Origin of the sequence: Methylibium sp. (genome assembly GCF_035762065.1) — a bacterium.
GTDB lineage: Bacteria > Pseudomonadota > Gammaproteobacteria > Burkholderiales > Burkholderiaceae_C > Methylibium.
The window spans coordinates 28,600-52,830 of the sequence record NZ_DASTPW010000050.1; the positions used below are offsets into that span (position 1 = coordinate 28,600).

A 24,231-nucleotide genomic window follows, 5' to 3' on the forward strand; every position below is an offset into this window, starting at 1 on the left:
CTTCGCGGCATCATCGCCGCATGGATCAGTTGCGCTCGATGCGGGTGTTCGTCGCGGTGATCGACGCCGGCAGCTTCATCGGCGCAGCGGCGGCGCAGCGCATGTCGCCGGCTGCGGTGACGCGCCATGTCGCCGATCTCGAAGAGCACCTCGGCGCCCGTTTGATCAATCGCACGACGCGCCGGCTCGCGCTCACCGAAGTCGGCGAGGCCTACCTCGACAAGGCCCGCCAGATCCTCACCGAGATCGAAGAAGCCGAGGCGCTCGCCGGCGCCTCGACGCGCGAGCCGCGCGGCCATCTGCGCGTGCTGACCTCGCCGGCCATCGCGGTGCACCAACTCGCCAAGCACCTGCCGCGCTTTCAGCAGCTGCACCCGCAGGTGACGCTGGAGGTCAGCGCGCCGGGGCCGGTGGAGACGGTCGACGAGAACTTCGACGTGTCGATCATGACGTCGCGCAAGCCGCTGCAGGGCGAGTTCGTCGCACGCCGTCTCGCGCGCTCGGAAGTGATCATCTGCGCGGCGCCCGAGTACCTCGACCGCAAGGGCCGGCCCGAGCACCCGAACGATCTGGCGCGCATGGCGCTCGACGCGATCGTGCCGCCGCTGTCCGAGCTGCAGAACGGCCTGAGCTTCGAGCGCGGCACGGCGCGTCACGGCGAGCCGCCCGGCGAGTCGGTGACGATCGTGCCGCGCCGCTCGGTGCTCAGCACCACGCACATCGACACCATGTACGCCGCGGCGCTCGCCGGCCTCGGCATCGCCGGCCTGCCGAGCTACGTGATCGAGGACGCGCTGCTCGAGAACGCCCTCGAGCGCGTGCTGCCGCAATGGCACTTGTGGAGCGCGACGATCTGGGCCGGCATGCCTTCGCGCAAGCACATCCCGACGCGCACGCGCGCGTTCGTCGACTTTCTCGTCGCGACCTTCGGTGGCGAGGACCGCGACCCTTGGCTGCTGGCCGCGGGTTGCGAGACGGGCGCACCGGCGAAGCAGCACGGCGTCGTTCAGAAGGTGTAGCCGCTCGCGCGCTGCGTGCCGGCGAGCTTCTCCAGCAGCAGCGCCAGCGCACCCAGCCCCTGGTAGCGCGTCGCGACCTTGTGCGCGTGCCGCCAGACGCGCGGCAGGTCGGCGAGGTAGCCGGGCTTGCCGTCGCGGTGCGCAAGCCGCGCGAAGATGCCGAGCACCTTCAGGTGGCGCTGCAGCCCCGTCCATTCGAAGTCGCGCCAGACGCGGCCGAAGTCGGCATCGACCGGCAGCTTCGCGCGCCGCGCCTGCTCCCACCAGCGGATCGCCCAGTCGAGCTGGGTCTCCTCGTCCCATTCGATGTAGGCATCGCGCAGCAAGGAGACCACGTCGTAGGTGATCGGGCCGCGCACGGCGCCCTGGAAGTCGAGCACGCCCGGCGGCGCCTGCGGGTCGTCGCCGGCCATCAGGTTGCGCGCGTGGTAGTCGCGATGCACCAGCACCGCCGGCTGCGCGAGGCAGGCGTCGACGATCAGCCGCTTGCAGCGATCGAAGCCGGCGCGCTCGGTGTCGCTCAAGGCCAGCGCGCAGTGGCGCTCGGCGTACCAGGCGGGAAAGAGCTCGAGCTCGCGGTCGAGCATCGCGGCGTCGTAGGCGGGCGCCGCATCGCCGGCATCGAGCACCTGCAGCCGCACGAGGCTTTCGAGCGCGGCGCGATAGCGCGGCGCGGCGGCCGTCGCGTCGAGACCCTGGACGGCATCGAGCAGCGTGCGCTCGCCGAGGTCCTCGAGCAGCATGAAGCCCTGCGCCTCGTGCCAGTCGAACACCTGCGGCGCACGCAGGCCGCCGGCGCGCAGCAGCGCGGCGACGCGCACGAACGCCGCGCTGTCTTCCTGTGCGGGAGGCGCATCCATCACGACGCGCGTGCCGTCGGCGGCATCGATGCGGAAGTAGCGACGAAAGCTCGCGTCCGCGCTCGCGGCCCGCAGGCTCGCGGCATCGAGTCGCTGTGCCGCGGCGAGCGGCGCGAGCCAGGCTTCGAAGGCCGCGCGTCGGGCCGGGTCGCTCCAGGGGATCGAGGTCGCGAGGCTCATCGCATCAGGGTCGAACGGCAGGTGCGGCCAAGGTCGAAAGCCGCGCCGCATCGGTGAAGAACACGGGTCGATGCGCGGACCCGACGTGGATAATCGTTTCGATTCTAGGGACCGCAGCCGTCCCTTCGCGTCGCGCCAGCTGCGGTTGCGGCCCGCCTGCAGCCTCGAGCCGCCACCATCTTGACCCTCGCCTCGACACCCTTAGCCGAACGACGTGATGCGCGCGCCGTGCTCGCGGCGCGCGGCGGGCGCATCGAACGTCGTGCCGTCGCGGGAGCCGCTTCGCTGGTGCTCGGCTGCGCCGGCGCGAGCCTCGGCGCACCGACGGCGGCGCAGGCGCAGGCCGCCCCGGCACCGGCGACGGCTGCCTCGGCCGCCGTGCCGTCGCCCGCGGCCTCGGCGCCGGAGGCTTCCGCCGCGGCAGCCGCCGCGAACGTTGACGGTGCGCGCTTCGCGCCGACGCCGCGGCGCGGCGACGGCAGCGCCGAGCCGCTGGTGATCGAGGCCGATCGCCTTTCCGGCCGGCCCGATCTGGAGACGATCGCCGAGGGCGCGGTCGTGCTGCGCCAGGGACCGCTGTCGCTGAAGGCCGACCGCATCGAGTACCAGCAGTCGATCGATCTGGTGCGGGCCAACGGCAACGTCGAGATCCGCCGCAACGGCAACGTCTTCAGCGGCCCCGAGGTGCAGCTGAAGGTGCAGCGCTTCGAGGGCTACTTTCTGCAGCCGAGCTACCAGTTCGAGCGCACCGCGGCCGGCGGCAGCGCCGACCGCTTCGTCTTCATCGACGACTCGCGCAGCCTCGCCTACGGCGCCACTTATTCGAGCTGCCCGGCGCCCGAGCCGGCCTGGGAGCTGAAGACCGACCGCGTGCTGCTCGACACCGCCGCCGACACCGGCGTCGCCGAGGGCGCGGTGCTGCGCTTCTACGGCGTGCCGATCCTCGCGGCGCCCAGCTTGAGCTTTCCGCTGTCGGACGCGCGCAAGTCGGGGTGGCTGCCGCCGTCGATCAACCTCGACAACAAGAGCGGCCTGTCGGTCGCTGCGCCCTACTACTGGAACATCGCGCCAAATCGCGACGCCACTTTCACGCCCGAGCTGTTCCAGCGCCGCGGCGCCGGCCTCGGCGGCGAATTCCGCTACCTGGAGCCGAGCTATGGGGGCGAGTTGAACCTGTTCGCGCTGCCGGGCGACCGCGTGGCCGATCGCGATCGGTGGTCGCTCGACCTGAACCACCGCGCGCGCTGGGAGGGCCCCTACGTCGGCGCGGTGGACTACGGCTTGACGGCATTGCGCGTGTCCGACAGCGACTACTGGAAGGACTTCGCGCGCAAGCTCCCGACGATCACGCCGCGCCTTCTGCCCACCGACGCCTATGCGCGCCGCCGCTTCGACGCCGCCTGGGGCGACACCCAGATCTACGCCCGCGTGCAGCAATGGCAGGTGCTGCAGGACCGCGATCTCGCGAGCACGATCGTCTCGCCTTACCAGCGCGAGCCGCAGGTGGGCGTCAGCCAGCGCGGCGCGGCACGCGGCTTCGAATGGGACTGGCAGACCGAAGCCAACCGCTTCACCAACGACGACACCGTGCAGGTCGAGGGCTCGCGGCTGCACCTGCTCGGCTCGCTGGCGCGGCCGTGGTCGCCGATCGGCGCCAATGGCTGGGTGGTGACGCCGCGCGTGTCGCTCAATGCCGCGAGCTACCGCACCGACACGCCGCTGGCCGACGGCCGCACGCAGGCCTCGCGGGTGATCCCGACCGTCTCGCTCGACAGCACCTGGGTGCTCGAACGCGACACCTATGCATTCGGCCGCGACATGGTGCAGACGCTCGAGCCGCGGCTGCTCTACGTCAACACGCCCTACCGCGACCAGAGCGGCCTGCCGAACTTCGACAGCGCGCCGACCGACTTCAACCTCACCTCGATCTACGCGGACAACGCCTTTTCGGGCATCGACCGCGTCTCGGACGCGAACCAGGTCACCGCCGGCGTCACCACCCGCTTCCTCGACCGGCGCACCGGCGCCGAAGCGCTGCGCCTGGGCCTCGCGCAGCGGCTCCTGCTGCGCGACCAGCGCATCACGCCCGATGGCGAACCGGTCACGCAGCGCTGGTCCGATCTGCTCCTGTTCGGCTCGACGAGCCTGGTGCCGCGCTGGTGGTTCGACGGCGCGGTCCAGTACAACGGCGAGATCAGCCGCACCGTGCGCTCGATCGTCGGCGCGCGCTACTCGCCCGGCCCGTTCCGCACGTTGAGCCTGAACTACCGCTTCAACCGCGACGCCACCGAGCAGATCGAGGTCGGCTGGCAGTGGCCGCTGAACGGCCTTGCGCGCGAGCACGCCGCGGCCGCGCAGGCGCGCGACGACCTCGCGGCCGACGACCCGGGCCGGCTGGCCCGCCCGCCGGCGAGCGCGGGCTGCTCGGGCGCCTGGTACAGCGTCGGGCGCGTCAACTACAGCCAGCGCGATTCGCGCATCACCGACGCGATCTTCGGCGTCGAGTACGACGCCGGCTGCTGGATCGGCCGCGTGGTCGCCGAGCGGCTGTCGACCGGCCGCTCCGAAGCGACGACGCGGCTTCTGCTGCAACTGGAACTGGTCGGCCTGTCGCGGCTCGGATCGAACCCGCTGCGGGTGCTGAAAGACAATATCCCGGGCTACCGGCTGCTGCGCGACGACGCCGCCGCGGTCACGCCGGCCTTCGCCAATCCTTGACCGCGGCTGTGCGGTCGGCCCCTTCCTCGCGTTTCTCGCATTCGCGCCCGATGCCATGCCCGCCACCACCTTCCTTGCCGCCTGCCGACGCGCGCTGCCGCTGCTGGCCGCCTGCGTCGCGCTGAACGCCGCCGCGCAGGCGCCGAGCCGCGGCGCGGCGCAGTCGGCCGACTACATCGTTGCGGTCGTCGACCGCGAACTGGTCACCAACAGCGAGGTCGAGCAGCGCATCGCCGGCGCGCGGCGCGAGGCCCAGCAGTCGGGCCAGCCGCTGCCGTCCGCCGGCGAGCTGCGCCGGCAGGTGATCGACCAGCTGATCGAAGAGCGCGCGCAGCTCAGCGCCGCGCGCGACAGCGGCGTGCGCGTGGACGATCCCGAACTCGACCGCGCGGTCGCCAACGTCGCGCAGCAAAACCGCCTGACGCTGCCCGAGCTGCGCGAGCGGCTCGCGCGCGAGCGCATCGACTTCGCGCGCTTTCGCGCCAACCTGCGCGACCAGATCCTGCTCGAGCGCGTGCGCGAACGCGAGGTGCAGAACCGCATCAAGATCAGCGACGCCGACGTCGACGCGCTGATTGCCAGCCGCGCCAGCGGCATGGCACCGCCGGAGTTCAACGTCGCGCAGCTGCTGTTCGCGCTGCCGGAGTCGGCGACGCCCGAGCAGGTCGAGGCCAAGCGCCAGCTCGCCGAACGCGCGCTGGCGCGGGCGCGTGGCGGCGAGGACTTCACGAAGCTGGTCAACGAGCTCTCGGAAGGCGCCAAGGAGCAGGGCGGCGCGCTCGGCCTGCGCGCGCTCGACCGCCTGCCCGACCTGTTCGCCACCGCGGTGAAGGACCTGCGCGCCGGCGCGGTCGTCTCGCAGCTGGTGCGCTCGGGCGCGGGCTTCCACGTGCTGAAGGTGATCGACCGGCGCGACGGCGCGGTGATGGTCGAGCAGACCCGCGCGCGGCATGTGCTGCTGCGGCCGTCGGCGCAGCTGAGCGCGGAGGCGGCGGCGCAGCGGCTGCGTGAATACAAGCAGCAGATCGAGGCCGGCCGTGCCACCTTCGCGCAGATCGCGCGCGAGGTCTCGGAGGACGGCAGCGCGCAGCAGGGCGGCGACCTCGGCTGGGCGACGCCGGGCCAGTTCGTGCCCGAGTTCGAGGCGGTGATGAAGACGCTGGCGCCGCAGCAGATCTCCGACCCGGTGACCTCGCGCTTCGGCGTGCACATGATCCAGGTGACCGAGCGGCGGCAGACCAGCGTCGATCGCAAGCAGCAGCGCGAGATCGCGCGCAACCTGCTGCGCGAGCAGAAGTTCGAGACGGCCTATGCCGAATGGCTGCGCGAGGTGCGCGCGCGCGCCTACATCGAGATCCGCGAGCCGCCGCAGTGAGCCGCGGCGGGTGACCTCCGCTTGAAGCACGTCCCTCGCAAGCGCTTCGGCCAGCACTTCCTGACCGATGCCGGCGTGCTCGACCGCATCGTCGATGCGATCGACCCGCGGCCCGGCGAGGCGCTGGTCGAGATCGGCCCTGGGCTCGGCGCGCTGACCGTGCCGCTGCTCGAACGCTGCGAGCGGCTGACGGTGATCGAGCTGGATCGCAACCTCGCGGCGCGGCTGCGCCGGCGCGCGGGGCTCGAGGTGATCGAGGCCGACGTGCTGAAGGTCGACTTCGAAGCACTGGCGCGCGAGCGGGCGCAGCCGCTGCGCATCGTCGGCAACCTGCCCTACAACATCTCGTCGCCGATCCTCTTCCACCTGTTGCCGCTCGCGGAGGCGGTCACCGACCAGCACTTCATGCTGCAGAAGGAAGTCGTCGAACGGATGGCCGCGGCGCCCGGCGGCAAGGACTACGGGCGGCTGTCGGTGATGCTGCAGTGGCGCTACGACATCGAATCCGTGCTCGACGTCCCGCCCGAGGCCTTCGAACCGCCGCCGCGCGTCGAGTCCGCGGTGGTGAGGATGCAGCCGCTGACACAGGCCGCGACTCTCGATGCGACGCTGCTCGAAGCGCTGGTGGCGACCGCGTTCTCGCAGCGGCGCAAGCTGCTGCGCCACACGCTCGGCCGCTGGCTCGAGGCGCGCGGCTTCGCCGGCGAGTTCGACACGCAGCGGCGTGCCGAAGAGGTGCCGGTGGCCGAGTACGTCGCGCTCGCGCGCGAGCTGGCCTAAAAGAAGAACGGGCCCCGCAGGGCCCGTCGTTCGCAGAGGCGGCGCGCGCCTCGGCTAGGCGGCGACCAGCCAGCCGGTGTCGAAGGCGCTGCTCATCGGCGGCAGTTGCACGCTGATGAGTCCGGCCGTCGCCTTGCTGGCCTTCGGCTCGCGCTTGGGGGTCTCGTCCTGGGCTTCCATCGCCCGCTCTCCCTGCCCGATGTCCGGGGAGCGGGCTACTGAAAAGAATAGAAGCACCTGAAGGGTATTTTTCGTTCCCCCCAGAAGTCGGCGGCGTCCCGGAAGACGTCGAGCAGCTGTTCGCGCGCTTCGCGGTCGAACTTCGCGTGGTCGGGCAACTGCTCGAGCACGACGACAAAACCTGGCTGTGCACCCGACTTGTGGACCAGATCGGTCATGCAGTCGTAGAGCGCGTCGAGGTTCTTGCCGAAGTGCAAGGGGAAGGTGAAGGCGTCGGCAATGCCGTCGAGCACTTCCTGCTTCGACTGCGCCTGGCCCAGGTTCGCGTAGAGGAAGTGCTGGCCCAGATCCTGGGCCGCGGCCTGCAGGTCTTCCACGCGGAAAGCGCGGATGGCCTGGACGATGTTCGGGCGGACGGTGTGCAAAGGCATCATGATCTTGTTCCCCCTCGGTCGGCGTCGATGGTCAATTCACTGCGCGATGAGGCGGAAGCTCGCGTAGTGATCGTCGGTGTAGTAGCAAGCGTCGGGCGCCACCGGCACGGCCCCGCCGCAGACGATGCGCCGGGCGCCCCGATGGCTCAGGCCCGGCGTCGGCACGGTGTACTCGCGGTAGTAGCCACGAGGATGTTTCGGGAGCAGACGCTCGCGGTTGCCGAACACCACGCCGTCTTTCGAATACTGGAAGGGGCCGCCGCTGCGGATGGCCCGGTGCGTGCGCTGGGCTTCGGACGGCAGCGTCGCCAGTGCCACCGCGCTGCCGCTGCCCGACTCGCGGGCCTGCACCGTCAGCGTGCCGGCCGTTGCCGTCCACAGCGCCGTCGCGATGGCGGCCGATGCCACCCATCCGCGCCAGCCGTGCTCTGTAGACCGGTATGACCAGCCGGTGAAAACCACGGGTTATCCCCTAAAAACGAAGGCGAGATGGTAGCCAAGAGGCGCTCCGACCTCAAGGCTTTGCCTCAATTTTCAGCACCAGGGCGGGGCTATTCGCTCAGGTGGGCGTGCGCAAACTTCCTTGCGGGACTTCAAGCTCCGTTGTTCGACGCCCGCACCGCCTTGGATCAGCGGGCAGCGTTGATGTCGGCGACCGTCAGCGCTGTCAGGTTCACGATGCGGCGCACCGTTGCCGATGGCGTGAGGATGTGCACCGGCTTGGCTGCGCCCAGCAGCACCGGTCCGATCGCGATGCCGCCGCCGGCTGCCGTCTTGAGCAAGTTGTAGGCGATGTTGGCGGAGTCGATGTCGGGCAGCACCAGCAGGTTGGCGTTGCCCTGCAGCGTGCTGCTCGGCATCAGGGCGGCGCGCTCCTCGCCGTCGAGCGCGAGGTCGCCGTGCATCTCGCCGTCCACCTCGAGCCACGGCGCCTGCTCGCGCAGCAGCGCCAGGGTCTTGCGCATTTTCACGGCGCTGGGCAGGTCGCTGCTGCCGAAGTTGGAGTGGCTCAGCAGGGCGGCCTTCGGCTTGACGCCGAAGCGCAGCATCTCCTCGGCCGCCATGCAGGTGATTTCGCACAGCTCCTCGGCCGTCGGGTTCCCGTTGACGTGGGTGTCCACCAGGAACAGCTGCCGGCCCGGCAGCATGAGCCCGTTCATGCAGGCGTAGACCCGCACGTCCTGCGGCGTGTTGGGGCTGCCGCCCTGGCGGGTGCCGATGACCTGATCGATGTAGTGCAGATGGTTCGCGGTCGTGCCCCAGGTGCCGCACAGCAGGCCGTCGACCTCGCCCTTGTGCAGCAGCATCGCGCCGATCAGCGTCAGCCGGCGTCGCATCTCGATCTTCGCGACCTGCACCGTCACGCCCTTGCGTTCGGTCATGCGGTGGTAGGTCTGCCAGAAGTCGCGGTAGCGGTGATCCTGCTCGACGTTGACGATGTCGTAGTCGGCGCCTTCCTTCATCCGCAGGCCGAACTTCCCGATGCGCTGTGCGATCACCGCGGGCCGGCCGATCAGCGTCGGCCGCGCCAGCCCTTCGTCGAGCACCACCTGCACCGCGCGCAGCACCCGCTCCTCCTCGCCCTCGGCGAAGGCGACGCGCTTGTGCTCGGCGCGCTTGGCGAGCGCGAAGATCGGCCGCATCGTCGTGCCCGATGCATAGACGAAGCTCTGCAGCTTCTCGACGTAGGCCGTCATGTCGGCGATCGGACGCAGCGCGACGCCCGACTCGGCCGCAGCCTTCGCCACCGCCGGCGCGATCTTCATCATCAGGCGCGGATCGAAAGGCTTGGGGATCAGGTATTCGGGCCCGAAGCTGAGCGTTGCCCCGGCATAGGCCGCGGCGACCACCTCGCTTTGCTCGGCCTGCGCAAGATCGGCGATCGCGTGCACCGCGGCGATCTCCATCGCGTCGGTGATCGTCGTCGCGCCGCTGTCGAGCGCGCCCCGGAAGATGTACGGGAAGCACAGGACGTTGTTGACCTGGTTCGGATAGTCGGTGCGGCCGGTGGCCATGATCGCGTCGTCGCGCACCGCCTTCACGTCCTCGGGCGTGATCTCGGGGTTCGGATTCGCGAGCGCGAAGATGATCGGCGCGCGCGCCATCGACGCGACCATTTCGCTCTTGAGCACGCCCGCGGCCGAGAGGCCGAGGAAGACGTCGGCGCCGGCGATCGCCTCGGCGAGCGTGCGCTGGGCGGTCGGCTGCGCGAACTCGGCCTTGTCGGGATCCATCAGCTCGGTACGACCCTGGTAGACGAGGCCGGCGAGGTCGGTCGCCCAGATGTTCTCGCGCGGCAGGCCGAGCTTGACCAGCAGGTTCAGGCAAGCGAGCGCCGCGGCACCGGCGCCGGAGGTCACGAGCTTGACGTTCCTGATGTCCTTGCCGACCACCTTCAGCCCGTTGATCAGCGCCGCGCCGACGACGATCGCGGTGCCGTGCTGATCGTCGTGGAAGACGGGGATCTTCATGCGCTCGCGCAACTGCCGCTCGACGTAGAAGCAGTCGGGCGCCTTGATGTCCTCGAGGTTGATGCCGCCGAAGGTGGGCTCGAGCGCGGCGATCACGTCGCAGAGCTTGTCGAGGTTCTTCTCGTTGACCTCGATGTCGAAGACGTCGATGCCGGCGAACTTCTTGAACAGCACCGCCTTGCCTTCCATCACCGGCTTGGAAGCCAGCGGGCCGATGTCGCCCAGGCCGAGCACGGCGGTGCCGTTGGTGATCACCGCGACAAGGTTGCCGCGCGCGGTGTAGCGGAAGGCGTTGGTCGGGTCGGCGACGATTTCCTCGCAGGCCGCCGCGACCCCTGGCGAATACGCGAGCGCCAGGTCGCGCTGGTTGAGCAGCTGCTTCGTCGCCGCGATCGCCACCTTGCCGGGCGTCGGGAACTCGTGGTATTCGAGTGCCGCGCGGCGCAACTCGGCGCGCTTTTCTTCGTAGGTGGACATGCGCAAATCGGCAGTGGCTCGGGCGGGCGAGTCTAAGCCTCGGCCTGCGCGCCGCGTGCGGCCGGAAGCCGCGACCGGGCGGGCCGCGCTGCCATCATCCAGCCCCCGCAAGCGGCATGCGCCGCGTGCCTTGACCGGCAGTCGACCTTGGGCGAATTCGAACTGATCGCGCGCCACTTCGCGCGCCCCACGCAGCGTGCCGTCGTCGGCCCTGGCGACGACTGTGCGGTGATCGCGCCGCGCGCCGGCCACCGGCTCGCGGTGTCCTGCGACATGCTGGTCGAAGGCCGGCACTTCCTGCCCACCGTCGATGCGCGCCGGCTCGGCCACAAGGCGCTGGCGGTCAATCTGAGCGACCTCGCCGCCTGCGGTGCCGAGCCGCTGGCCTGCACGCTGGCGCTCGCGCTGCCGCGGCCGGATGCGGCTTGGCTGGAAGCCTTCGCCGGCGGCCTGCACGCGCTGGCCGAGCGGCACGGTTGCGAACTGGTCGGCGGCGACACCACCTGCGGCCCGCTGAACCTGTGCATCACCGTGTTCGGCGAGGTCGGCGACGGCCGCGCAGCGCCCGGGGCGATCCTGCGCAGCGGCGCGCGGGCCGGCGACGATCTGTGGGTCAGCCACGCGCCGCAAGGCGGCCTCGGCGATGCGCGGCTCGCGCTCGAAGTCTTCCGCGGCACGGTCGCGCTGGAAGGGACGGCCTTCGAGCGGGTGCGCCGCGCGATGGAATGCCCGGAGCCGCGCGTCGCGCTCGGCGTCGCGTTGCGCGGGCTCGCTGGCGCGGCGATCGACGTCTCCGATGGCCTCACCGGCGACCTCGGCCATCTGCTGCGCGCAAGCGCGGTCGGCGCGACGCTGGAAGCCGACGCGCTGCCGCGCAGCGCGGAGCTGGCCGCGCAGCCGCTCGCGCTGCAGCGCCTGTGCACGCTGGCCGGCGGCGACGACTACGAGCTGGTCTTCACGGTGCCCGCGGGCCGGCGCGCGGAGGTGGAAGCTGCCGCCGCGCAGGCCGGCTGCGCCGTGCGCCGCGTCGGCCGCATCGAAGCCGAGCCGGGCCTTCGCATCGTCGACCAGGCCGGCGGCCCGCTCGAAGGCGCCTGGCCGTCGTTCGATCACTTCGCCTGAGCAGCGCGCGGTGAACGACACGCCCTTCGACCCCGCCGCGCCGCCGCCGCGCCGCGCAAACGTGCGCTTCATGCTGTCGCATCCGGCGCATCTGATCGCCCTCGGCTTCGGCGCCGGCTTGAGCCCGCTGGCGCCGGGCACCGTCGGCACCCTGTGGGCCTGGCTCGCGTTCACGGTGCTCGACGGCGGGCTCGACGACGCGCAGTGGGCCGTGCTCATCGCCGCCTCGCTCGTGCTCGGCGTGTGGGCGAGCACGCTGACCGCGCGCCACCTCGGCAACGGGGATCCGTCCTGCATCGTCTGGGACGAGGTGCTCGGCTTCTGGCTGGTGCTGTGGCTGCTCACGCCGGCCGGCTTCGGCGCCGAGCTGCTGGCCTTCGTGTTGTTCCGGCTGCTCGACGTGGTCAAGCCCGGGCCGGTGGGCTGGGCCGACGCGGTGTTCAAGCGCCGCCGCGATCCGCGCATCGGCTGGCGCGCCGGCTTCGGCATCCTGTTCGACGACCTGGTCGCCGCGCTGTGCACGCTGCTTCCGGTCGCGCTGTGGCGATTCCTGTCCTGAGGCGCCGATGCACGACGCGCTCGTCGCCCGGCTCGCAGCACGGATGACCGCGCGCGGCTGGCGCCTCGCCACCGCCGAGAGCTGCACCGGCGGCCTCGTCGCCGCCGCATGCACCGCGCTCGCCGGCTCGAGCGACTGGTTCGAGCGCGGCTTCGTCAGCTACAGCAATGCCGCGAAGACCGAGCTGCTCGGCGTGCCGGCCGCGTTGATCGCGCAGCACGGCGCGGTCAGCGAAGCGGTCGCGCGGGCGATGGCCGAGGGCGCCCGCGGGCGTGCCGGCGTCGAACTCGCGGTCGCCATCACCGGCGTCGCCGGCCCCGGCGGCGGCTCGGCGGCGAAGCCGGTCGGCACCGTGTGGATCGCGGTTGCGCGAAGTGGCGGCGCGACGCATGCCGAATCGCGGCTCTGGCCCGGCGATCGCGAGGCGGTCCGGCGCGCCGCGACCGGCCGCGCACTGGAACTGCTGCTCGACGCGGCCGCCTGAGCGATTCGCCGCGCCGCGCCCAGGGATTCGGGCGGCTCGCTAGCCTTCGCGGCATGGACCGCCGCGCCTTCCTCGCCGCCGCGCTGACCGGCGCCTCGACCGGCCTGCGCGCCGCCGAGCCGGTCACGCGCCCGATCGGCCTGCGCACGGGCGCGCCGCAGCCGCTGCCGCTGATCGGCATGGGCACTTGGCAGACCTTCGACGTCGGCCCGAACCCGGCCGCGCTCGAGCGGCGCCGGCAGGTGCTGCGGCACTTCTTCGAGGCCGGCGGCGGCGTGATCGACTCGTCGCCGATGTACGGCCGCGCCGAGCGCGTCGTCGGCGAGCTGCTGCCGCGCGACGCGGTGCGCGCCGGCAAGCTGTTCGCCGCGACCAAGGTCTGGACGCCGTTCGACGCCTCCGGTGCCGAGCAGCACGCCGATTCGCTGGCGCTGTGGAAGCTCGCGCGGCTCGATCTCCAGCAGGTGCACAACCTGCTCAACACCGCCGCGCACCTCAAGACGCTGCGCGCGGCGCGCGATCGCGGCGAGGTGCGCTTCCTCGGCGCCACCACCTCGCACGGCCGGCGCCACGACGAGATGCTGGCGCTGGTCAGGCGCGAGCCGCTCGATGCGATCCAGCTGACCTACAACCTCGCCGACACGAGCGCCGAGCCGCTGATCGCCGAGGCGGCGACACGTGGCATCGCGGTGATCGTCAACCGGCCCTTCGACGGCGGCGCGCTGCCGCGGCGGCTCGAAGGTAAGCCGCTGCCCGGCTGGGCGCGCGACATCGACGCGGCCGGCTGGCCCCAGCTGCTGCTGAAGTGGGTGGTGAGCCACCCGGGCGTGACCTGCGCGATCCCGGCCACCGGCGATCCGGCGCACATGCTGCAGAACATGGCGGCCGGGCGCGGGCGGCTGCCCGACGCCGCACTGCGGCGGCGCATCGAGGACGCGGTGCGCGCGCTGGTTTGAGAGCCGCTCGATGCGGCGTTCCGGCCGCTGCGGTTCGCGCGGGCCCGGCGCGCGGCGGCGCGTGGGTCGGTCAGGTGCGCCCGCCGAGCGCGCGGTCGTGCAGCCAGTCGCCGACCGCGCCGGGCTGCGTCGTCGCGCGGCCGGCGCGGCGACGCTCGGCGCGCGCGGTGTCGCGGCCCACGGCGATCAGCACCGCCAGCACCGCCGCGAAGCTCAGCAGGAACACGACCGCGCCGCCTTCGAGCACGCGGCCGAGGGGCACGACGCCGTTCCAGGGCCGGGCGATGCCGAGGAAGGCGCAGTACAGCCAAAGGCTGTTCGACACCGCCACCGGCGCCGCCACCGCGATCGTCTCGCTGAAGCGCCAGCGCGCGACGCGACGCGCGCGGGCGAGCCAGCGGAAGGTGTGCAGGTGCAGCCAGGCGGCGTTAAGCGTCAGCACGGCGACCAGCATCAGCTTGCCGATCAGCTTCGGATTGCCGCTCAGGTAGGCGGGGTCCTCCTGGTGGCCCAGCCACAGGAGCAGCGCGCCGCTCGCCCACAGCACGGCCAGCGACACGCCCACCAACCGCATCACGTAGGCATTCGGCGGCGCCAGCCGCAGCCTGCGTTCGCGCAGCCGCGCGAGCAGCCGCAGGTCCGTCGCGATGATCGCGCCCAGCGCGGTGCAGACGGCGAGCAGGTGGACGAAGACGACGATGAGCTTCAGCATGCGCAATAACCGGATCGAAGGCCGCCGCAGTTGCGGTTACATCTCGGCAGTGTCGTGGCCGACCCCCCTGAATGGGTGTTACGCCGTGTAGGCCTTGTGACCGGCTGATCCGTCGCCGCGCCGCCGACGTGCGGTCCGTCATGCGCGGCCGGTTCCGCCGCAGCCGGCCGATCAGGCCGCCGGCACCGCCAGCCGCAGCGGTGCCGCCCGGCCGGCGCCGCTGCCGGCCAGCGCCGCGCGCACCGCGTCGCCCAGGCCCAGCAGCCAGGCTCGCAGCGCCTGCCAGGCGTCGGCCGGCCAGCGCGCATCGGGCAGGCCCTTGCAGATGCCGTCGACCACGTGCGCGTCGGCCAGCAGCGCATCGAGCGCGAGCGCGTCGAGCCGCGGCAGCAGCCGCTCGAACAGCTTTTCCTTCGTGCCCCAGACGCGCTGCTCGCGCAGCGCCATCGCGAGCGGCCGGCCGCCGGCCGCCGCGGCCTTGCAGGCGCGCAGCGCGCGCAGGTCCTCGGCCAGCGTCCAGTGCACGAAGACCGCCGATTCGCCCTCGGCCGCGAGGCCGTCGAGCATGCGCAGCGAGCGCGCCGCCTGTCCGGCCCAGACCGCCTCGGCCAGCTGCGGCACGCCGTAGCGCGCGACGTTCAGCACCGCCGCGGCGACCTGCTCGTAGCTCAGCTCGCCCGGCGGATGCAGCAGGCCGAGCTTGTCGATCTCCTGGCGCGCCGCGAGCAGGTGGCCTTCGACGCGATCGGCGAAGAAGGCCAGCGTGCGCTGGCCCTCCTCGCCGGCTCGCACCCGCTGCCCCTGGCGCGCGAGCCGCTGCGCGATCCACGCCGGCAGCGCGGCGCGTTCGACCGGGTCAAGCCGCAGCGACACGCCGGCCGCGTCGAGCGCGGCGAACCAGGCGCTTTGCTGCTGCTGGCGGTCGAGCCGGCCGGTGCTGACGATTGTCAGCACGCCCGCGGGTTCGTCGCCGCGCAAGGTCTCGGCATAGCGCTGCAAGGCCTGCGAACCGTCCTTGCCTGGCTTGCCCGAGGGGATGCGGATCTCGACGATCTTGGAGGCGGCGAACAGGCTCATCGACGCGGCCGAGCCGAGCAGCGAGCTCCAGTCGAAGCGTGCGCCGGCGACGCTGTGGACCTCGCGCTCCTCGTAGCCCGCACGGCGCGCGGCGGCGCGGATCGCGTCGGCCGCTTCCTGCGCGAGCAGCGGCTCGTCGCCGTGCAGCAGGTACAGCGGCTTCAGGCCGCGTGCGAGCTGCGCCTCGAGTGCGTCGAGCCTGAGCTGCATCGGTTCACGGAGGCGGCACGGCCGCGAGCTGCCGCATCACCTGATCGACGATGTCGGCCTGCATCGCGCGGTAGAGCGTCGCCTCTTCCTGCTCCTTCGCGAGCGCCTGGGTCTCGTTGAAGCTCAGCGGGCGCTCGAGGATCAGCGGCGTGTCGCGGATCAGCACGCGGCCGGCGGGCGTGCGCAGGCGAAAGGTGAAGCGGCTGCGCAGCGTGAGGTCGCGCACCTGGCCGGCGGCCGTCTGCGCGGAGACGACGCGGTCGCGCGCCTCTTCGATCGTCTCGAGCACCACCTGCGCCTGCGCCGGGGTCTCGACGACGCGGGTCGCGCCGCTGGCCTCGATCGAGCGGCGCAGCGCCTCGATGAAGGCCGAGCGCGGCTGGAAGCCGGCGAGCTGGATCGTCGAGAACGCGAGCACCGGCGGCTGGCGCAGCTTGAAGCCGCAGCCGGCGAGCGGCGCGGCGACGGGCGCCAGCAGCGCGGCGCCGAGCAGCGCGCGGCGCGAGCGTTCAGACGACCACATTGACGAGCCGCCCCGGCACGATCACCACCTTCTTCGGGCTGCGCCCCTCGGCGAACTTCGCGAACTCGGGCGCGGCCAGCGCGGCCGCCTCGATCGCGGCCTTCGCGGCCGCAGCCGGCACGGTGATCGAGCCGCGGTGCTTGCCGTTGACCTGCAGCACGAGCTCGATCTCGTCTTGCAGCAGCGCGGCCTCGTCGACCTGCGGCCAGGGCGCGTCGAGCAGATCGCCGTAGGCGGCGACGTAGCCGAGCTCGGTCCACAACGCATGCGCGATGTGGGGTGCCGCCGGGTAGAGCACGCGCAGCAGGATGCCGAAGGCTTCGCGGCGAACCGCGTCGTCGGCGGGCGCGTCCTGCAGCGTCGCGCCGTCGAGCGCGTTCAGCAGCTTCATCGCCCCCGAGACGACGGTGTTGTATTGCAGCCGGTCGTAGTCGTGGGTGATCTGGCGCAGCAGCGCGTGCACCTCGCGCCGCAGGTCCTGCGCGGCGCGCGAGGCGCCGGTGGTGTCCGGCCCGGCCGCCCGCACGCCTTCCTTGTGCCGCATCGCCTGCGACCACAGCCGGCGCAGGTAGCGAAAGCTCCCCTCGGCCCCGCTGTCCGACCACGCCGCGCTCTGGTCGGGCGGGCCCGCGAACATCGTGAACAGCCGCGCGGTGTCGGCGCCGAACCTGGCGATGATGTCGCGCGGCTCGACGACGTTGTTCTTGCTCTTCGACATCTTCTCGATGCCGCCGAGCATCACCGGCTGGCCGTCGTCCTTCGCCTTGGCCGCGACCGGCGCGCCCTTGTCGTCGTAGGCGATCTCGACCTCGCTCGGGTAGAACCAGCGGCGCTTGCCGCCCGCGTCGTCCCGGTAGAAGCACTCGTTGAGCAGCATCCCCTGCGTGAAGAGCCGGGTGAAGGGCTCGTCGAACTTCACTAGGCCGAGGTCGCGCATCGCCTTCGTCCAGAACCGGGCGTAGAGCAGGTGCAGCACCGCATGCTCGATGCCGCCGATGTACTGGTCCATCGGGTTCCAGTAGTCGTTGCGCGCATCGACCATCGTCGGCGCGTCCGGGCAGGCGTAGCGCATGTAGTACCAGGCCGAATCGACGAAGGTGTCCATCGTGTCGGTCTCGCGCTGCGCCGGCTTGCCGCACGCCGGGCAGGCGACGTTCAGGAAGCCGGCGTGCTTGCTCAGCGGGTTGCCGCTGCCGTCGGGCACCAGGTCTTCCGGCAGCACGACCGGCAGGTCGCGCTCGGGCACCGGCACCGATCCGCAGGCGTCGCAATGGATGATCGGGATCGGCGTGCCCCAGTAGCGCTGGCGGCTGATGCCCCAGTCGCGCAGCCGCCAAGTCGTCTTCTTGCCGCCCAGGCCCTTGGCTTCGAGCGCATGCGCGACCGCGTCGATCGCGTCCCGGTGCGCGAGTCCGCTCCAGTTGTGCGAGTTGATGGTGATGCCGCGTTGCTTGTCGGCGTACCACTCGTGCCAGTGCCGGTAGTCGAAGTGCTCGCCGTCGACGTGGATCACCTGCAGGATGTCGATGCCGTACTTCTTCGCGAACGCGAAGTCGCGCTCGTCGTGCGCGGGCACGCCCATCACCGCGCCGTCGCCGTAGCCCATCAGCACGTAGTTGCCGACCCACACCGGCACGTCCAGCCCCGAAAGCGGATGCGTGACGACCAGGCCGGTGGGCACGCCCTCCTTGTCCTTCGTCGCGAGCTCGGCTTCGGTGGTGCCGCCGGCCTTGCAGGCCTCGATGAAGGCGGCGACCTTCGGGTTCGTCTGCGCGGCGTGCGTCGCGAGCGGGTGTTCGGGCGCGACGGCGCAGAAGGTCACGCCCATGATCGTGTCGGCGCGCGTGGTGAAGACGTACAGCCGGCCGTCGCCGATCAGCGCGCCGCTCGCATCGGTGATCGCGTGCGGGAAGGCGAAGCGCACGCCTTCGCTGCGGCCGATCCAGTGCTCCTGCATCAGCCGCACGCGCTCGGGCCAGCCGTGCAGGTAGCCCGGCGCGGACGGGTCGGCGACGTTGGCGAGCAGTTCGTCGGCGTACTGCGTGATCGCGAGGTAGTAGCCGGGGATCTCGCGCTTCTCGACGATGGCGCCGCTGCGCCAGCCGCGGCCGTTCTCGACCTGCTCGTTCGCGAGCACCGTCTGGTCGACCGGGTCCCAGTTGACGATCTGCGTCTTGCGGTAGGCGATGCCCTTCTCGAGCATCTTCAGGAAGAACCACTGGTTCCAGCGGTAGTAGTCGGGGTCGCAGGTGGCGACCTCGCGCTTCCAGTCGAAGGCCAGCCCGAGCGGCTGCATCTGCGCCTTCATGTCGGCGATGTTGGCGCGCGTCCACTGTGCGGGCGGCACGCCGCTGGCGATCGCCGCGTTCTCCGCCGGCAGGCCGAAGGCGTCCCAGCCCATCGGCATCAGCACGTTGTGGCCCTTCATCCGCAGGTAGCGGGCCATCATGTCGTTGATGGTGTAGTTGCGCACATGGCCCATGTGCAGCTTGCCGCTCGGGTAGGGAAGCATCGAGCAGGCGTAGAACTTCGGGCGCGGCCGGCCGTCCGTGCCGACGGCGTGTTCCTCGACGCGGTAGGCCCCGCGTTCCTGCCAGTGCTGCTGGGCCTGGGCTTCGACCTCTTGCGGCCGGTAGTTCGCGACGGATTCTTGGGGGGCGCTCATGGTCGAGCGAGTTTAGGCGGCGAGGCTTCGCGCGTGCCCCGGCGGGCGGCCGTCAACGGGGCGGCGGCTCGGCCCTTGCGACGAAGGCGATGCGGTTCAGGCCGGCGGCCTGCAGGCGGCCGATCAACGCGGCCACGCGGCCATAGGCCACCGCCTCGTCGGCGCGCAACTGCACCTCGATGCCCGGCTGGCGCCGCGCGGCTTCGGCCAGGCGCGCGTCGAGCGCCGCTTCGTCGATCGCCTCGGTTCGCGTGCCTTCGCCGAACTGCAGCGCGCCGTCGGCCGTCATCGCGAGGCTGAGGAATTCGCCGGCGTCGGCTGGCGTCGCGGCGTCGCTTGCCGGAAGGTCGAGCTTCAGGCTCGAAGCCATCAGCGGCGCGGCGATCATGAAGATCACCAGCAGCACCAGCATCACGTCGATCAGCGGCGTCATGTTGATGTCGCTCATCGGCGCCGGCGCGGCGGTGCGTTCGAGGCGGCCGAAGGGCATCGCTCAGCCCGCGGGATCGAGGCGCGCGAGCGGGCTGCCGCCGGCCGCCGCTTGCGCATCCAGCAGCATCTCGCGCAGGTCATGCGCGAAACCCTCCAGCTCCGCCTCGCAGGCCCCCACCTGCTGGCCGAACACGTTGTAGGCCAGCACCGCGGGAATGGCGACCGCGAGGCCGGCGGCCGTCATGACCAGCGCCTCCCCGACCGGTGCGGCGATGCGCTCGATGCCGAAGCTGCCGCCGCCGGCGAGACCGAGCAGCGCGTGGTAGATGCTCCAGACCGTGCCGAACAGGCCGATGAAGGGTGCGGTCGCGCCGATCGACGCGAGCGCCACCTGGCCGAAGCGCAGCTGCGCGAGCACGCGGTGCAGTGCGTCGCGCAGCCGGCGCGTGAGCTGCGAGCCGCGCTGCGCGGCGGCCTCGAGGGTGCCGCCGCGCGCCTCCTGCAAGCCGGCATCGACCAGCGGCTGCAAGGTGGCTTCGCGGTCGAAGGCGACGAGCTGCGCTCGCGCGGTCGCCACGTCGCTCGCCGACCAGAACACCGGGATCGCGCGCGCGAGATCACGCCGCACGCGGCCGAGCAGCCAGCCCTTCCAGACGATCAGCACCCAGGCCGCGACCGACATCGTCAGCAGCATGGCCGCCACGCCGCGCGTCACCGCATCGCCGGCGCGCCACAACTCGCCGAGCCCGTCCATCAGCGGGCCAGGCCGAGGACCGCATCCATGCCGTACAGGCCGCTCGCACGGCCGGCGAGGAAGCGCACGGCGCGCAGGCTGCCCTGCGCGTAGGTGGCGCGGCTGCTCGACTTGTGGGTGATCTCGACGCGCTCGCCGGCGCCCATGAACATCACCGTGTGGTCGCCGACGACATCGCCGCCGCGCACGGTGGCGAAGCCGATGGTCGAGGGGTCGCGCTCCCCGGTGACGCCCTCGCGGCCATGGACCGCGCAGGCCTTCAGGTCGCGCCCGAGCGCCTCGGCGACGACCTCGCCCCTCTTCAGCGCGGTGCCGCTCGGCGCATCCACCTTGTGGCGGTGGTGGGCCTCGACGATCTCGATGTCGTAGCCCTCGGCCAGCGCCTTCGCGGCGGTGGCGATCAACTGCAACACGAGGTTGACGCCGACGCTCATGTTCGGTGCCATCACGATCGCGATGCGCCCGGCGGCCTCCGCGATCGCCGCCTTGCCGGCGGCATCGAAGCCGGTCGTGCCGATGACCATCTGCACGCCGAGCTCGCGGCAGACGGCCACGTGCGCCAATGTCCCTTCGGGGCGGGTGAAGTCGATCAGCACGTCGCAGCCGGCGAGCGCGGCGCGCGGGTCGTCGCCCACCGTCGGGCCGCTCGCGTCGCCGAGGAAGGCGGTGGCAGGCTGGCCGACGAGGGGGCTGCCCGGGCGGTCGAGTGCGGCGGCGAGCACGCAGTCGTCGGCTGCGAGCACCGCCTCGATCAGCATGCGGCCCATGCGCCCCGACACGCCGGCGATCGCGACCCGGCGCCGGCCGGCCGGCGCGCTCACTGCGGTGCCCCGCTCGCGGCCTCGAGCGGCGGATAGGTGCGCGCGGGGCCGACCGCGCCTTCGCCGGCCTCCGACGCCGCGGCGCTGCGTGCCGGCGCGGCCTTCGGCGAGGGCAACGCGCGCAGCTGCTCGTCGTCGAGCGAAAGCTTGGGCGCCTTGCCGGACTTGGTGCGCGCGGTGTCGATCGAGACGACGAACTCGCGCTCGGACGGCAGCTCGTCGGACTCGATCGACTTCATCAGCTCGCCGTCGAACAGCACCGTGACCCGGCGCTGCTGGTAGGGCGCGCCCTGGCGCCGGATCGTGAACACGTAGTCCCAGCGATCGGCATGGAAGATGTCGGTGAGCAGCGGCGAGCCGAGCGCGTCGCGCACCTGCGCGCGGCTCATGCCGGGCTTCACCGCCGCGGCCATCTCGCGGGTGACGACGTTGCCCTGCACCACCTCGATGCGGTAGGGCGTGATCACGCCGAACAGGCTGTCGGCGGTGCGCTGCGACGCACAGGCCGCGAGAGCGGCGGTCGCGAGGGCCGCGAGCAGAAGACCGGCCGTGCGGCGGAAGGCAGCGAGACGCATGGGATGGAGCCGCTCGGGCGCTGAGGAGTCAGGGGAAAGCGCGTCCTCGTGATGCGGCCAGGAGCTGGCGAACGCGCTCGTATGATCGAGAAATTCTAGTGGGCGCCGTCAGGGCGACCGCCTTCCGTAAGCCCCGCGCCGAGCGAGATCCGCATGAGCCAAGCCGACGAACTGAAGAGCAGCGGCCTGAAGGCGACGCTGCCGCGCATCAAGATCCTCGAGGTGTTCCAGCGGGCCTCGGTGCGGCACATGACCGCCGAGGACGTCTACAAGATCCTCCTGGCCGAGCACTCCGACATCGGCCTGGCCACCGTCTACCGGGTGCTGATGCAGTTCGAGCAGGCGGGGATCCTGTCGCGCAACCACTTCGAGTCGGGCAAGTCGGTCTTCGAACTGAACGAGGGCCAGCACCACGACCATCTGGTGTGCCTGGATTGCGGCCGCGTCGAGGAGTTCTTCGACGCGGAGATCGAGTCGCGTCAGCGCTCGATCGCCACCGACCGCGGCTTTGCGCTGCAGGAGCATGCGCTGTCGCTGTACGCGACCTGCACGAAGAAGAACTGCCCGCACCGGCCGGTGCGCAAGTAGCTCAGGCGGGCTCGTCGCCGTCCATCGCGACGCGGTGGCGCGCGATGAACTCCTTGTAGGTGTCGATGCCGCGCAGCTGCAGGATGGTGTTGCGCACCGCGGCCTCGACCAGCACCGCGAGATTGCGGCCCGCATCGACGGCGATCACCGCCTTGCGCACGGGAACGCCCAGCACGTCCTCGTGCAGCGGCTCGTAGGGCAGGCGCTCGAATTCGCGCTCGAGCGTCTCCTTGCGCACCAGGTGGACGATGAGCTTCAGGCGCATCTTCCGGCGCACCGCGGTCTCGCCGAAGATGGCCTTGATGTCGAGCAGGCCGATGCCGCGCACCTCGAGCAGGTTCATCAGCAGCTCGGGGCAGCGGCCTTCGATCGCCGTCTGCGAGACGCGGAACAGATCGACCGCGTCATCGGCCACCAGGCCGTGGCCGCGCGAGATCAGCTCCAGCCCGAGCTCGCTCTTGCCGAGGCCCGACTCGCCGGTGATCAGCACGCCGACGCCGAGGATGTCCATGAACACGCCGTGGCGCGTGCTGCGCTCGGCGAAGTGCTGGCTCAGGTGGGCTCGCATCACGTCGATCACGTGGCCGGCCGACTCGGTGGTGACGAACAGCGGGATGTCGGCGCGCTCGCACAGCGCCACCAGCCGGTCCGGCGGCTGCTGGTGGTCGGCGACGATCAGCACCGGCGGCTCGAGCGTCACGATGCGCGCGATGCGGCGTTCCTGATCCTCCGGCGTGCAGTCGAGCAAGTAGCGCACCTCGCGCCGGCCGACGATCTGCACCCGGTAGGGGTGGATGTAGTTGAGGTAGCCGACCAGATCGGCGGCCGACTGCGCGTCGCGCACCGCGATCTCGTCGAAGCGCCGCTCGGGATGCGCATGGCCGGCGATCCACTCCCAGCGCAGCACCGCGCGATGGGCTTCGAACAGCGCCTCGGCGCTGATGACGGTGGGCTTCACGGCGATACCGAGCTGGCGGTCGAGCGCGGCGCCGGCCCGCGCATCGCGCTCACGCGACCGACTTCAGCGGTTCCCAGTTCGCGATCAGCTCGTGCAACCGGGCCGCGTCGGGCTCGGTCTTGAGCTTCTCGCGCAGCGCGCGGTCGCTCAGCAGCTCGGCGATCTCGCTGAGGATCTCCAGGTGTCGCTGCGTCGCCGCCTCGGGCACCAGCAGAAAGATCAGCAGCGAGACCGGCTCGTCGTCAGGTGCGTCGAAGCCGATCGACTGTTGCATCCGCACCACCGCGGCGAGCGGGTTCTTCAGGCCCTTGATCCGGCCGTGCGGGATCGCAACGCCGTGGCCCAGGCCGGTCGATCCGAGCCGCTCGCGGGCGAACAGGTTGTCGGTGACGGTGGCGCGTGCGATCGAGTGGTGGTTCTCGAAGAGCACGCCAGCCTGCTCGAAGACGCGCTTTTTGCTGGTGGCTTCCACGTCTACGAGCACGTTGCTCGCAGGCAGGATGGCGGACAGACGGTTCATGGAGGAAGCGGCGGCGGTTTCGAGGGGGCTCTTGGCCGGGGCCGTGCTGCTTTTGCGCTCGCAAAATTATAGAAACGAGCCTAAGCGCTCCAAGGCCTACATCCAGCGGCAAACGCTCATCCGGGGGCTCGGTTGCAGTCTGGCAACGCCGGTGCCCGGTCAGCCAGCGAAAAGCGGCCCGAAGGCCGCTCAGTTTTGGTACAGCTCGCTGCCTTCACTGGAGATCGCGCGAGGCCAGCCGCTTGGGCGGCGCATGGTGGTGGTCCTGCAGGCGGTCCTTGTGGCGGCAGACCTGGCGGTCGAGCTTGTCCATCAGCTCGTCGATCGCGGCATACAGATCCTGGTGCGCCGACTCGACGAAGATGTCCTTGCCCTTGACATGCAGGTTCACCTCGGCGCGCTGCCTTCGTTCCTTCTCCTTCTGGTTCTCGACGCTCAGCAGCACGTTGATGTCGACCACCTGATCGAAGTGGCGGGTGACGCGGTCCAGCTTGGTGAGCACGTATTCGCGCAGGGAAGGAGTCACTTCGAGGTGATGTCCGCTGATCGTCAGATTCATGGGGCCGCCTTTCTCGAACAGGGTGGGACAAACCGCTGCTTGACGACGCAGGGCGCGTAGCCGAGCAGCACGCGAAAACCTTCGGTCCAGTGTGCGCGCGAGGCCAGGGCATGACAAGACGGTGACCCTTCGCCGCGTGGCTCGTCGGCGGGCGTCGGCCCGGGGTCGCCGGCCATAATTCACGCGGTTGGCGGCGCTTACCCGGTCGCGCCCCCGGAGTAG

At 71.3% G+C, this 24,231-nt stretch carries 24 protein-coding genes and 1 pseudogene; 9 read left to right on the top strand and 16 right to left on the bottom strand.

Annotation, left to right across the window (positions count from 1 at the left end; genetic code table 11):
- Positions 1 to 20: 20 nt before the first annotated feature.
- Positions 21 to 1,019, top strand: a complete 999-nt coding sequence (locus VFR90_RS14830; protein WP_326406925.1) for a LysR family transcriptional regulator — start codon at positions 21 to 23, stop codon at positions 1,017 to 1,019.
- On the opposite strand, the gene VFR90_RS14835 is transcribed toward VFR90_RS14830, so the two are convergent.
- Positions 1,007 to 2,059: an aminoglycoside phosphotransferase family protein gene (locus tag VFR90_RS14835; RefSeq protein ID WP_326406926.1), complete on the bottom strand. Its 1,053-nt coding sequence runs from the start codon at positions 2,057 to 2,059 to the stop codon at positions 1,007 to 1,009. The two genes, VFR90_RS14830 and VFR90_RS14835, sit on opposite strands and share 13 nt — an antisense overlap.
- A 228-nt stretch (positions 2,060 to 2,287) precedes the next feature.
- Here VFR90_RS14835 and lptD point away from each other — a divergent pair, with 228 nt between their 5' ends.
- From lptD to rsmA, 3 genes are read left to right on the top strand one after another with little or no spacing between them, the layout of a single operon-like run.
- Positions 2,288 to 4,777 carry an LPS-assembly protein LptD gene (lptD, locus tag VFR90_RS14840; RefSeq protein ID WP_326406927.1) on the top strand — a complete coding sequence of 830 codons (2,490 nt, stop codon included), beginning with the start codon at positions 2,288 to 2,290 and terminating at the stop codon, positions 4,775 to 4,777.
- Between the two features lie 55 nt (positions 4,778 to 4,832).
- Entirely contained in the window at positions 4,833 to 6,152 is a 1,320-nt protein-coding gene (locus VFR90_RS14845; protein ID WP_326406928.1) for a peptidylprolyl isomerase, read from the top strand.
- 21 nt (positions 6,153 to 6,173) lie between these two features.
- The gene (gene rsmA, locus VFR90_RS14850; protein ID WP_326406929.1) at positions 6,174 to 6,932 is read left to right on the top strand and encodes a 16S rRNA (adenine(1518)-N(6)/adenine(1519)-N(6))-dimethyltransferase RsmA; all 759 of its coding nucleotides are present in this window, start codon (positions 6,174 to 6,176) and stop codon (positions 6,930 to 6,932) included.
- Positions 6,933 to 6,986: 54 nt separating this feature from the next.
- On the opposite strand, the gene VFR90_RS14855 is transcribed toward rsmA, so the two are convergent.
- From VFR90_RS14855 to VFR90_RS14870, 4 genes and pseudogenes are all read right to left on the bottom strand, one after another.
- Positions 6,987 to 7,112, bottom strand: a complete 126-nt coding sequence (locus VFR90_RS14855; RefSeq protein WP_326406930.1) for a hypothetical protein — start codon at positions 7,110 to 7,112, stop codon at positions 6,987 to 6,989.
- A gap of 35 nt (positions 7,113 to 7,147) precedes the next feature.
- The gene (locus VFR90_RS14860) at positions 7,148 to 7,543 is read right to left on the bottom strand and encodes a barstar family protein (RefSeq protein WP_326406931.1); all 396 of its coding nucleotides are present in this window, start codon (positions 7,541 to 7,543) and stop codon (positions 7,148 to 7,150) included.
- Positions 7,544 to 7,582: 39 nt separating this feature from the next.
- Positions 7,583 to 7,903 (bottom strand): guanyl-specific ribonuclease, encoded by a 321-nt coding sequence (locus tag VFR90_RS14865; protein WP_326407119.1) that lies wholly within the window; start codon positions 7,901 to 7,903, stop codon positions 7,583 to 7,585.
- Positions 7,904 to 8,175: 272 nt separating this feature from the next.
- Positions 8,176 to 10,524, bottom strand: a pseudogene (locus VFR90_RS14870) (NADP-dependent malic enzyme); the annotation flags it as partial.
- A gap of 117 nt (positions 10,525 to 10,641) precedes the next feature.
- Between VFR90_RS14870 and thiL the strand changes: the two are divergent.
- Genes thiL through VFR90_RS14890 form a run of 4 tightly spaced genes read left to right on the top strand, consistent with a single transcriptional unit; the run spans position 10,642 to position 13,615 of the window.
- Entirely contained in the window at positions 10,642 to 11,616 is a 975-nt protein-coding gene (gene thiL / locus VFR90_RS14875; protein WP_326406933.1) for a thiamine-phosphate kinase, read from the top strand.
- Between the two features lie 10 nt (positions 11,617 to 11,626).
- Positions 11,627 to 12,175, top strand: a complete 549-nt coding sequence (locus VFR90_RS14880) for a phosphatidylglycerophosphatase A family protein (protein ID WP_414676542.1) — start codon at positions 11,627 to 11,629, stop codon at positions 12,173 to 12,175.
- A gap of 7 nt (positions 12,176 to 12,182) precedes the next feature.
- Positions 12,183 to 12,659: a CinA family protein gene (locus VFR90_RS14885; protein WP_326406934.1), complete on the top strand. Its 477-nt coding sequence runs from the start codon at positions 12,183 to 12,185 to the stop codon at positions 12,657 to 12,659.
- A gap of 53 nt (positions 12,660 to 12,712) precedes the next feature.
- A complete protein-coding gene (locus VFR90_RS14890) occupies positions 12,713 to 13,615 on the top strand; it encodes an aldo/keto reductase (RefSeq protein ID WP_326406935.1) in 903 nt (300 codons plus the stop codon).
- A gap of 70 nt (positions 13,616 to 13,685) precedes the next feature.
- Here the strand turns inward: VFR90_RS14890 and VFR90_RS14895 are convergent, their stop codons facing one another.
- From VFR90_RS14895 to VFR90_RS14930, 8 genes are all read right to left on the bottom strand, one after another.
- Positions 13,686 to 14,327, bottom strand: coding sequence for a hypothetical protein (locus tag VFR90_RS14895; RefSeq protein ID WP_326406936.1), 642 nt, complete (start codon positions 14,325 to 14,327; stop codon positions 13,686 to 13,688).
- 171 nt (positions 14,328 to 14,498) lie between these two features.
- A complete protein-coding gene (gene holA, locus VFR90_RS14900; protein ID WP_326406937.1) occupies positions 14,499 to 15,614 on the bottom strand; it encodes a DNA polymerase III subunit delta in 1,116 nt (371 codons plus the stop codon).
- 4 nt (positions 15,615 to 15,618) lie between these two features.
- Complete coding sequence (locus VFR90_RS14905) at positions 15,619 to 16,137, bottom strand: LPS-assembly lipoprotein LptE (RefSeq protein ID WP_326406938.1); 519 nt, start codon at positions 16,135 to 16,137, stop codon at positions 15,619 to 15,621.
- Complete coding sequence (gene leuS, locus VFR90_RS14910) at positions 16,124 to 18,802, bottom strand: leucine--tRNA ligase (protein ID WP_326406939.1); 2,679 nt, start codon at positions 18,800 to 18,802, stop codon at positions 16,124 to 16,126. The genes VFR90_RS14905 and leuS overlap by 14 nt, the downstream gene beginning before the upstream one ends.
- Positions 18,803 to 18,854: 52 nt before the next feature.
- Positions 18,855 to 19,292, bottom strand: a complete 438-nt coding sequence (locus VFR90_RS14915) for an ExbD/TolR family protein (RefSeq protein WP_326406940.1) — start codon at positions 19,290 to 19,292, stop codon at positions 18,855 to 18,857.
- A gap of 3 nt (positions 19,293 to 19,295) precedes the next feature.
- Positions 19,296 to 19,988 carry a MotA/TolQ/ExbB proton channel family protein gene (locus tag VFR90_RS14920; protein ID WP_326406941.1) on the bottom strand — a complete coding sequence of 231 codons (693 nt, stop codon included), beginning with the start codon at positions 19,986 to 19,988 and terminating at the stop codon, positions 19,296 to 19,298.
- Positions 19,988 to 20,809: a 4-hydroxy-tetrahydrodipicolinate reductase gene (gene dapB, locus VFR90_RS14925; protein WP_326406942.1), complete on the bottom strand. Its 822-nt coding sequence runs from the start codon at positions 20,807 to 20,809 to the stop codon at positions 19,988 to 19,990. Before dapB ends, VFR90_RS14920 begins: the two co-directional genes overlap by 1 nt.
- Positions 20,806 to 21,384, bottom strand: coding sequence for an outer membrane protein assembly factor BamE (locus VFR90_RS14930; protein WP_326406943.1), 579 nt, complete (start codon positions 21,382 to 21,384; stop codon positions 20,806 to 20,808). Before VFR90_RS14930 ends, dapB begins: the two co-directional genes overlap by 4 nt.
- Positions 21,385 to 21,537: 153 nt before the next feature.
- Between VFR90_RS14930 and fur the strand changes: the two genes are divergently transcribed.
- Positions 21,538 to 21,972, top strand: coding sequence for a ferric iron uptake transcriptional regulator (fur, locus tag VFR90_RS14935; protein WP_326406944.1), 435 nt, complete (start codon positions 21,538 to 21,540; stop codon positions 21,970 to 21,972).
- A 1-nt stretch (position 21,973) separates the two neighbouring features.
- Here the strand turns inward: fur and hprK are convergent, their stop codons facing one another.
- The 3 genes from hprK to hpf all read right to left on the bottom strand — a co-directional run bounded on the left by hprK (position 21,974) and on the right by hpf (position 24,009).
- Entirely contained in the window at positions 21,974 to 22,930 is a 957-nt protein-coding gene (gene hprK, locus VFR90_RS14940; protein ID WP_326406945.1) for an HPr(Ser) kinase/phosphatase, read from the bottom strand.
- A 49-nt stretch (positions 22,931 to 22,979) separates the two neighbouring features.
- On the bottom strand, positions 22,980 to 23,450 hold the full coding sequence (locus VFR90_RS14945; protein ID WP_326406946.1) for a PTS sugar transporter subunit IIA: 471 nt from the start codon (positions 23,448 to 23,450) through the stop codon (positions 22,980 to 22,982).
- A gap of 214 nt (positions 23,451 to 23,664) precedes the next feature.
- Positions 23,665 to 24,009 carry a ribosome hibernation-promoting factor, HPF/YfiA family gene (hpf, locus tag VFR90_RS14950; RefSeq protein ID WP_326406947.1) on the bottom strand — a complete coding sequence of 115 codons (345 nt, stop codon included), beginning with the start codon at positions 24,007 to 24,009 and terminating at the stop codon, positions 23,665 to 23,667.
- Positions 24,010 to 24,231: the final 222 nt, after the last annotated feature.

Coding starts and splice junctions, on each gene's coding strand:
- hpf (WP_326406947.1), bottom strand. CDS start 24,009: ATGAATCTGACGATCAGCGGACATCACCTCGAAGTGACTCCTTCCCTG.
- VFR90_RS14845 (WP_326406928.1), top strand. CDS start 4,833: ATGCCCGCCACCACCTTCCTTGCCGCCTGCCGACGCGCGCTGCCGCTG.
- VFR90_RS14830 (WP_326406925.1), top strand. CDS start 21: ATGGATCAGTTGCGCTCGATGCGGGTGTTCGTCGCGGTGATCGACGCC.
- VFR90_RS14895 (WP_326406936.1), bottom strand. CDS start 14,327: ATGCTGAAGCTCATCGTCGTCTTCGTCCACCTGCTCGCCGTCTGCACC.
- VFR90_RS14930 (WP_326406943.1), bottom strand. CDS start 21,384: ATGCGTCTCGCTGCCTTCCGCCGCACGGCCGGTCTTCTGCTCGCGGCC.
- VFR90_RS14860 (WP_326406931.1), bottom strand. CDS start 7,543: ATGCCTTTGCACACCGTCCGCCCGAACATCGTCCAGGCCATCCGCGCT.
- VFR90_RS14945 (WP_326406946.1), bottom strand. CDS start 23,450: ATGAACCGTCTGTCCGCCATCCTGCCTGCGAGCAACGTGCTCGTAGAC.
- VFR90_RS14915 (WP_326406940.1), bottom strand. CDS start 19,292: ATGCCCTTCGGCCGCCTCGAACGCACCGCCGCGCCGGCGCCGATGAGC.
- VFR90_RS14835 (WP_326406926.1), bottom strand. CDS start 2,059: ATGAGCCTCGCGACCTCGATCCCCTGGAGCGACCCGGCCCGACGCGCG.
- VFR90_RS14905 (WP_326406938.1), bottom strand. CDS start 16,137: ATGTGGTCGTCTGAACGCTCGCGCCGCGCGCTGCTCGGCGCCGCGCTG.
- fur (WP_326406944.1), top strand. CDS start 21,538: ATGAGCCAAGCCGACGAACTGAAGAGCAGCGGCCTGAAGGCGACGCTG.
- holA (WP_326406937.1), bottom strand. CDS start 15,614: ATGCAGCTCAGGCTCGACGCACTCGAGGCGCAGCTCGCACGCGGCCTG.
- VFR90_RS14890 (WP_326406935.1), top strand. CDS start 12,713: ATGGACCGCCGCGCCTTCCTCGCCGCCGCGCTGACCGGCGCCTCGACC.
- VFR90_RS14885 (WP_326406934.1), top strand. CDS start 12,183: ATGCACGACGCGCTCGTCGCCCGGCTCGCAGCACGGATGACCGCGCGC.
- VFR90_RS14855 (WP_326406930.1), bottom strand. CDS start 7,112: ATGGAAGCCCAGGACGAGACCCCCAAGCGCGAGCCGAAGGCCAGCAAG.
- leuS (WP_326406939.1), bottom strand. CDS start 18,802: ATGAGCGCCCCCCAAGAATCCGTCGCGAACTACCGGCCGCAAGAGGTC.
- VFR90_RS14920 (WP_326406941.1), bottom strand. CDS start 19,988: ATGGACGGGCTCGGCGAGTTGTGGCGCGCCGGCGATGCGGTGACGCGC.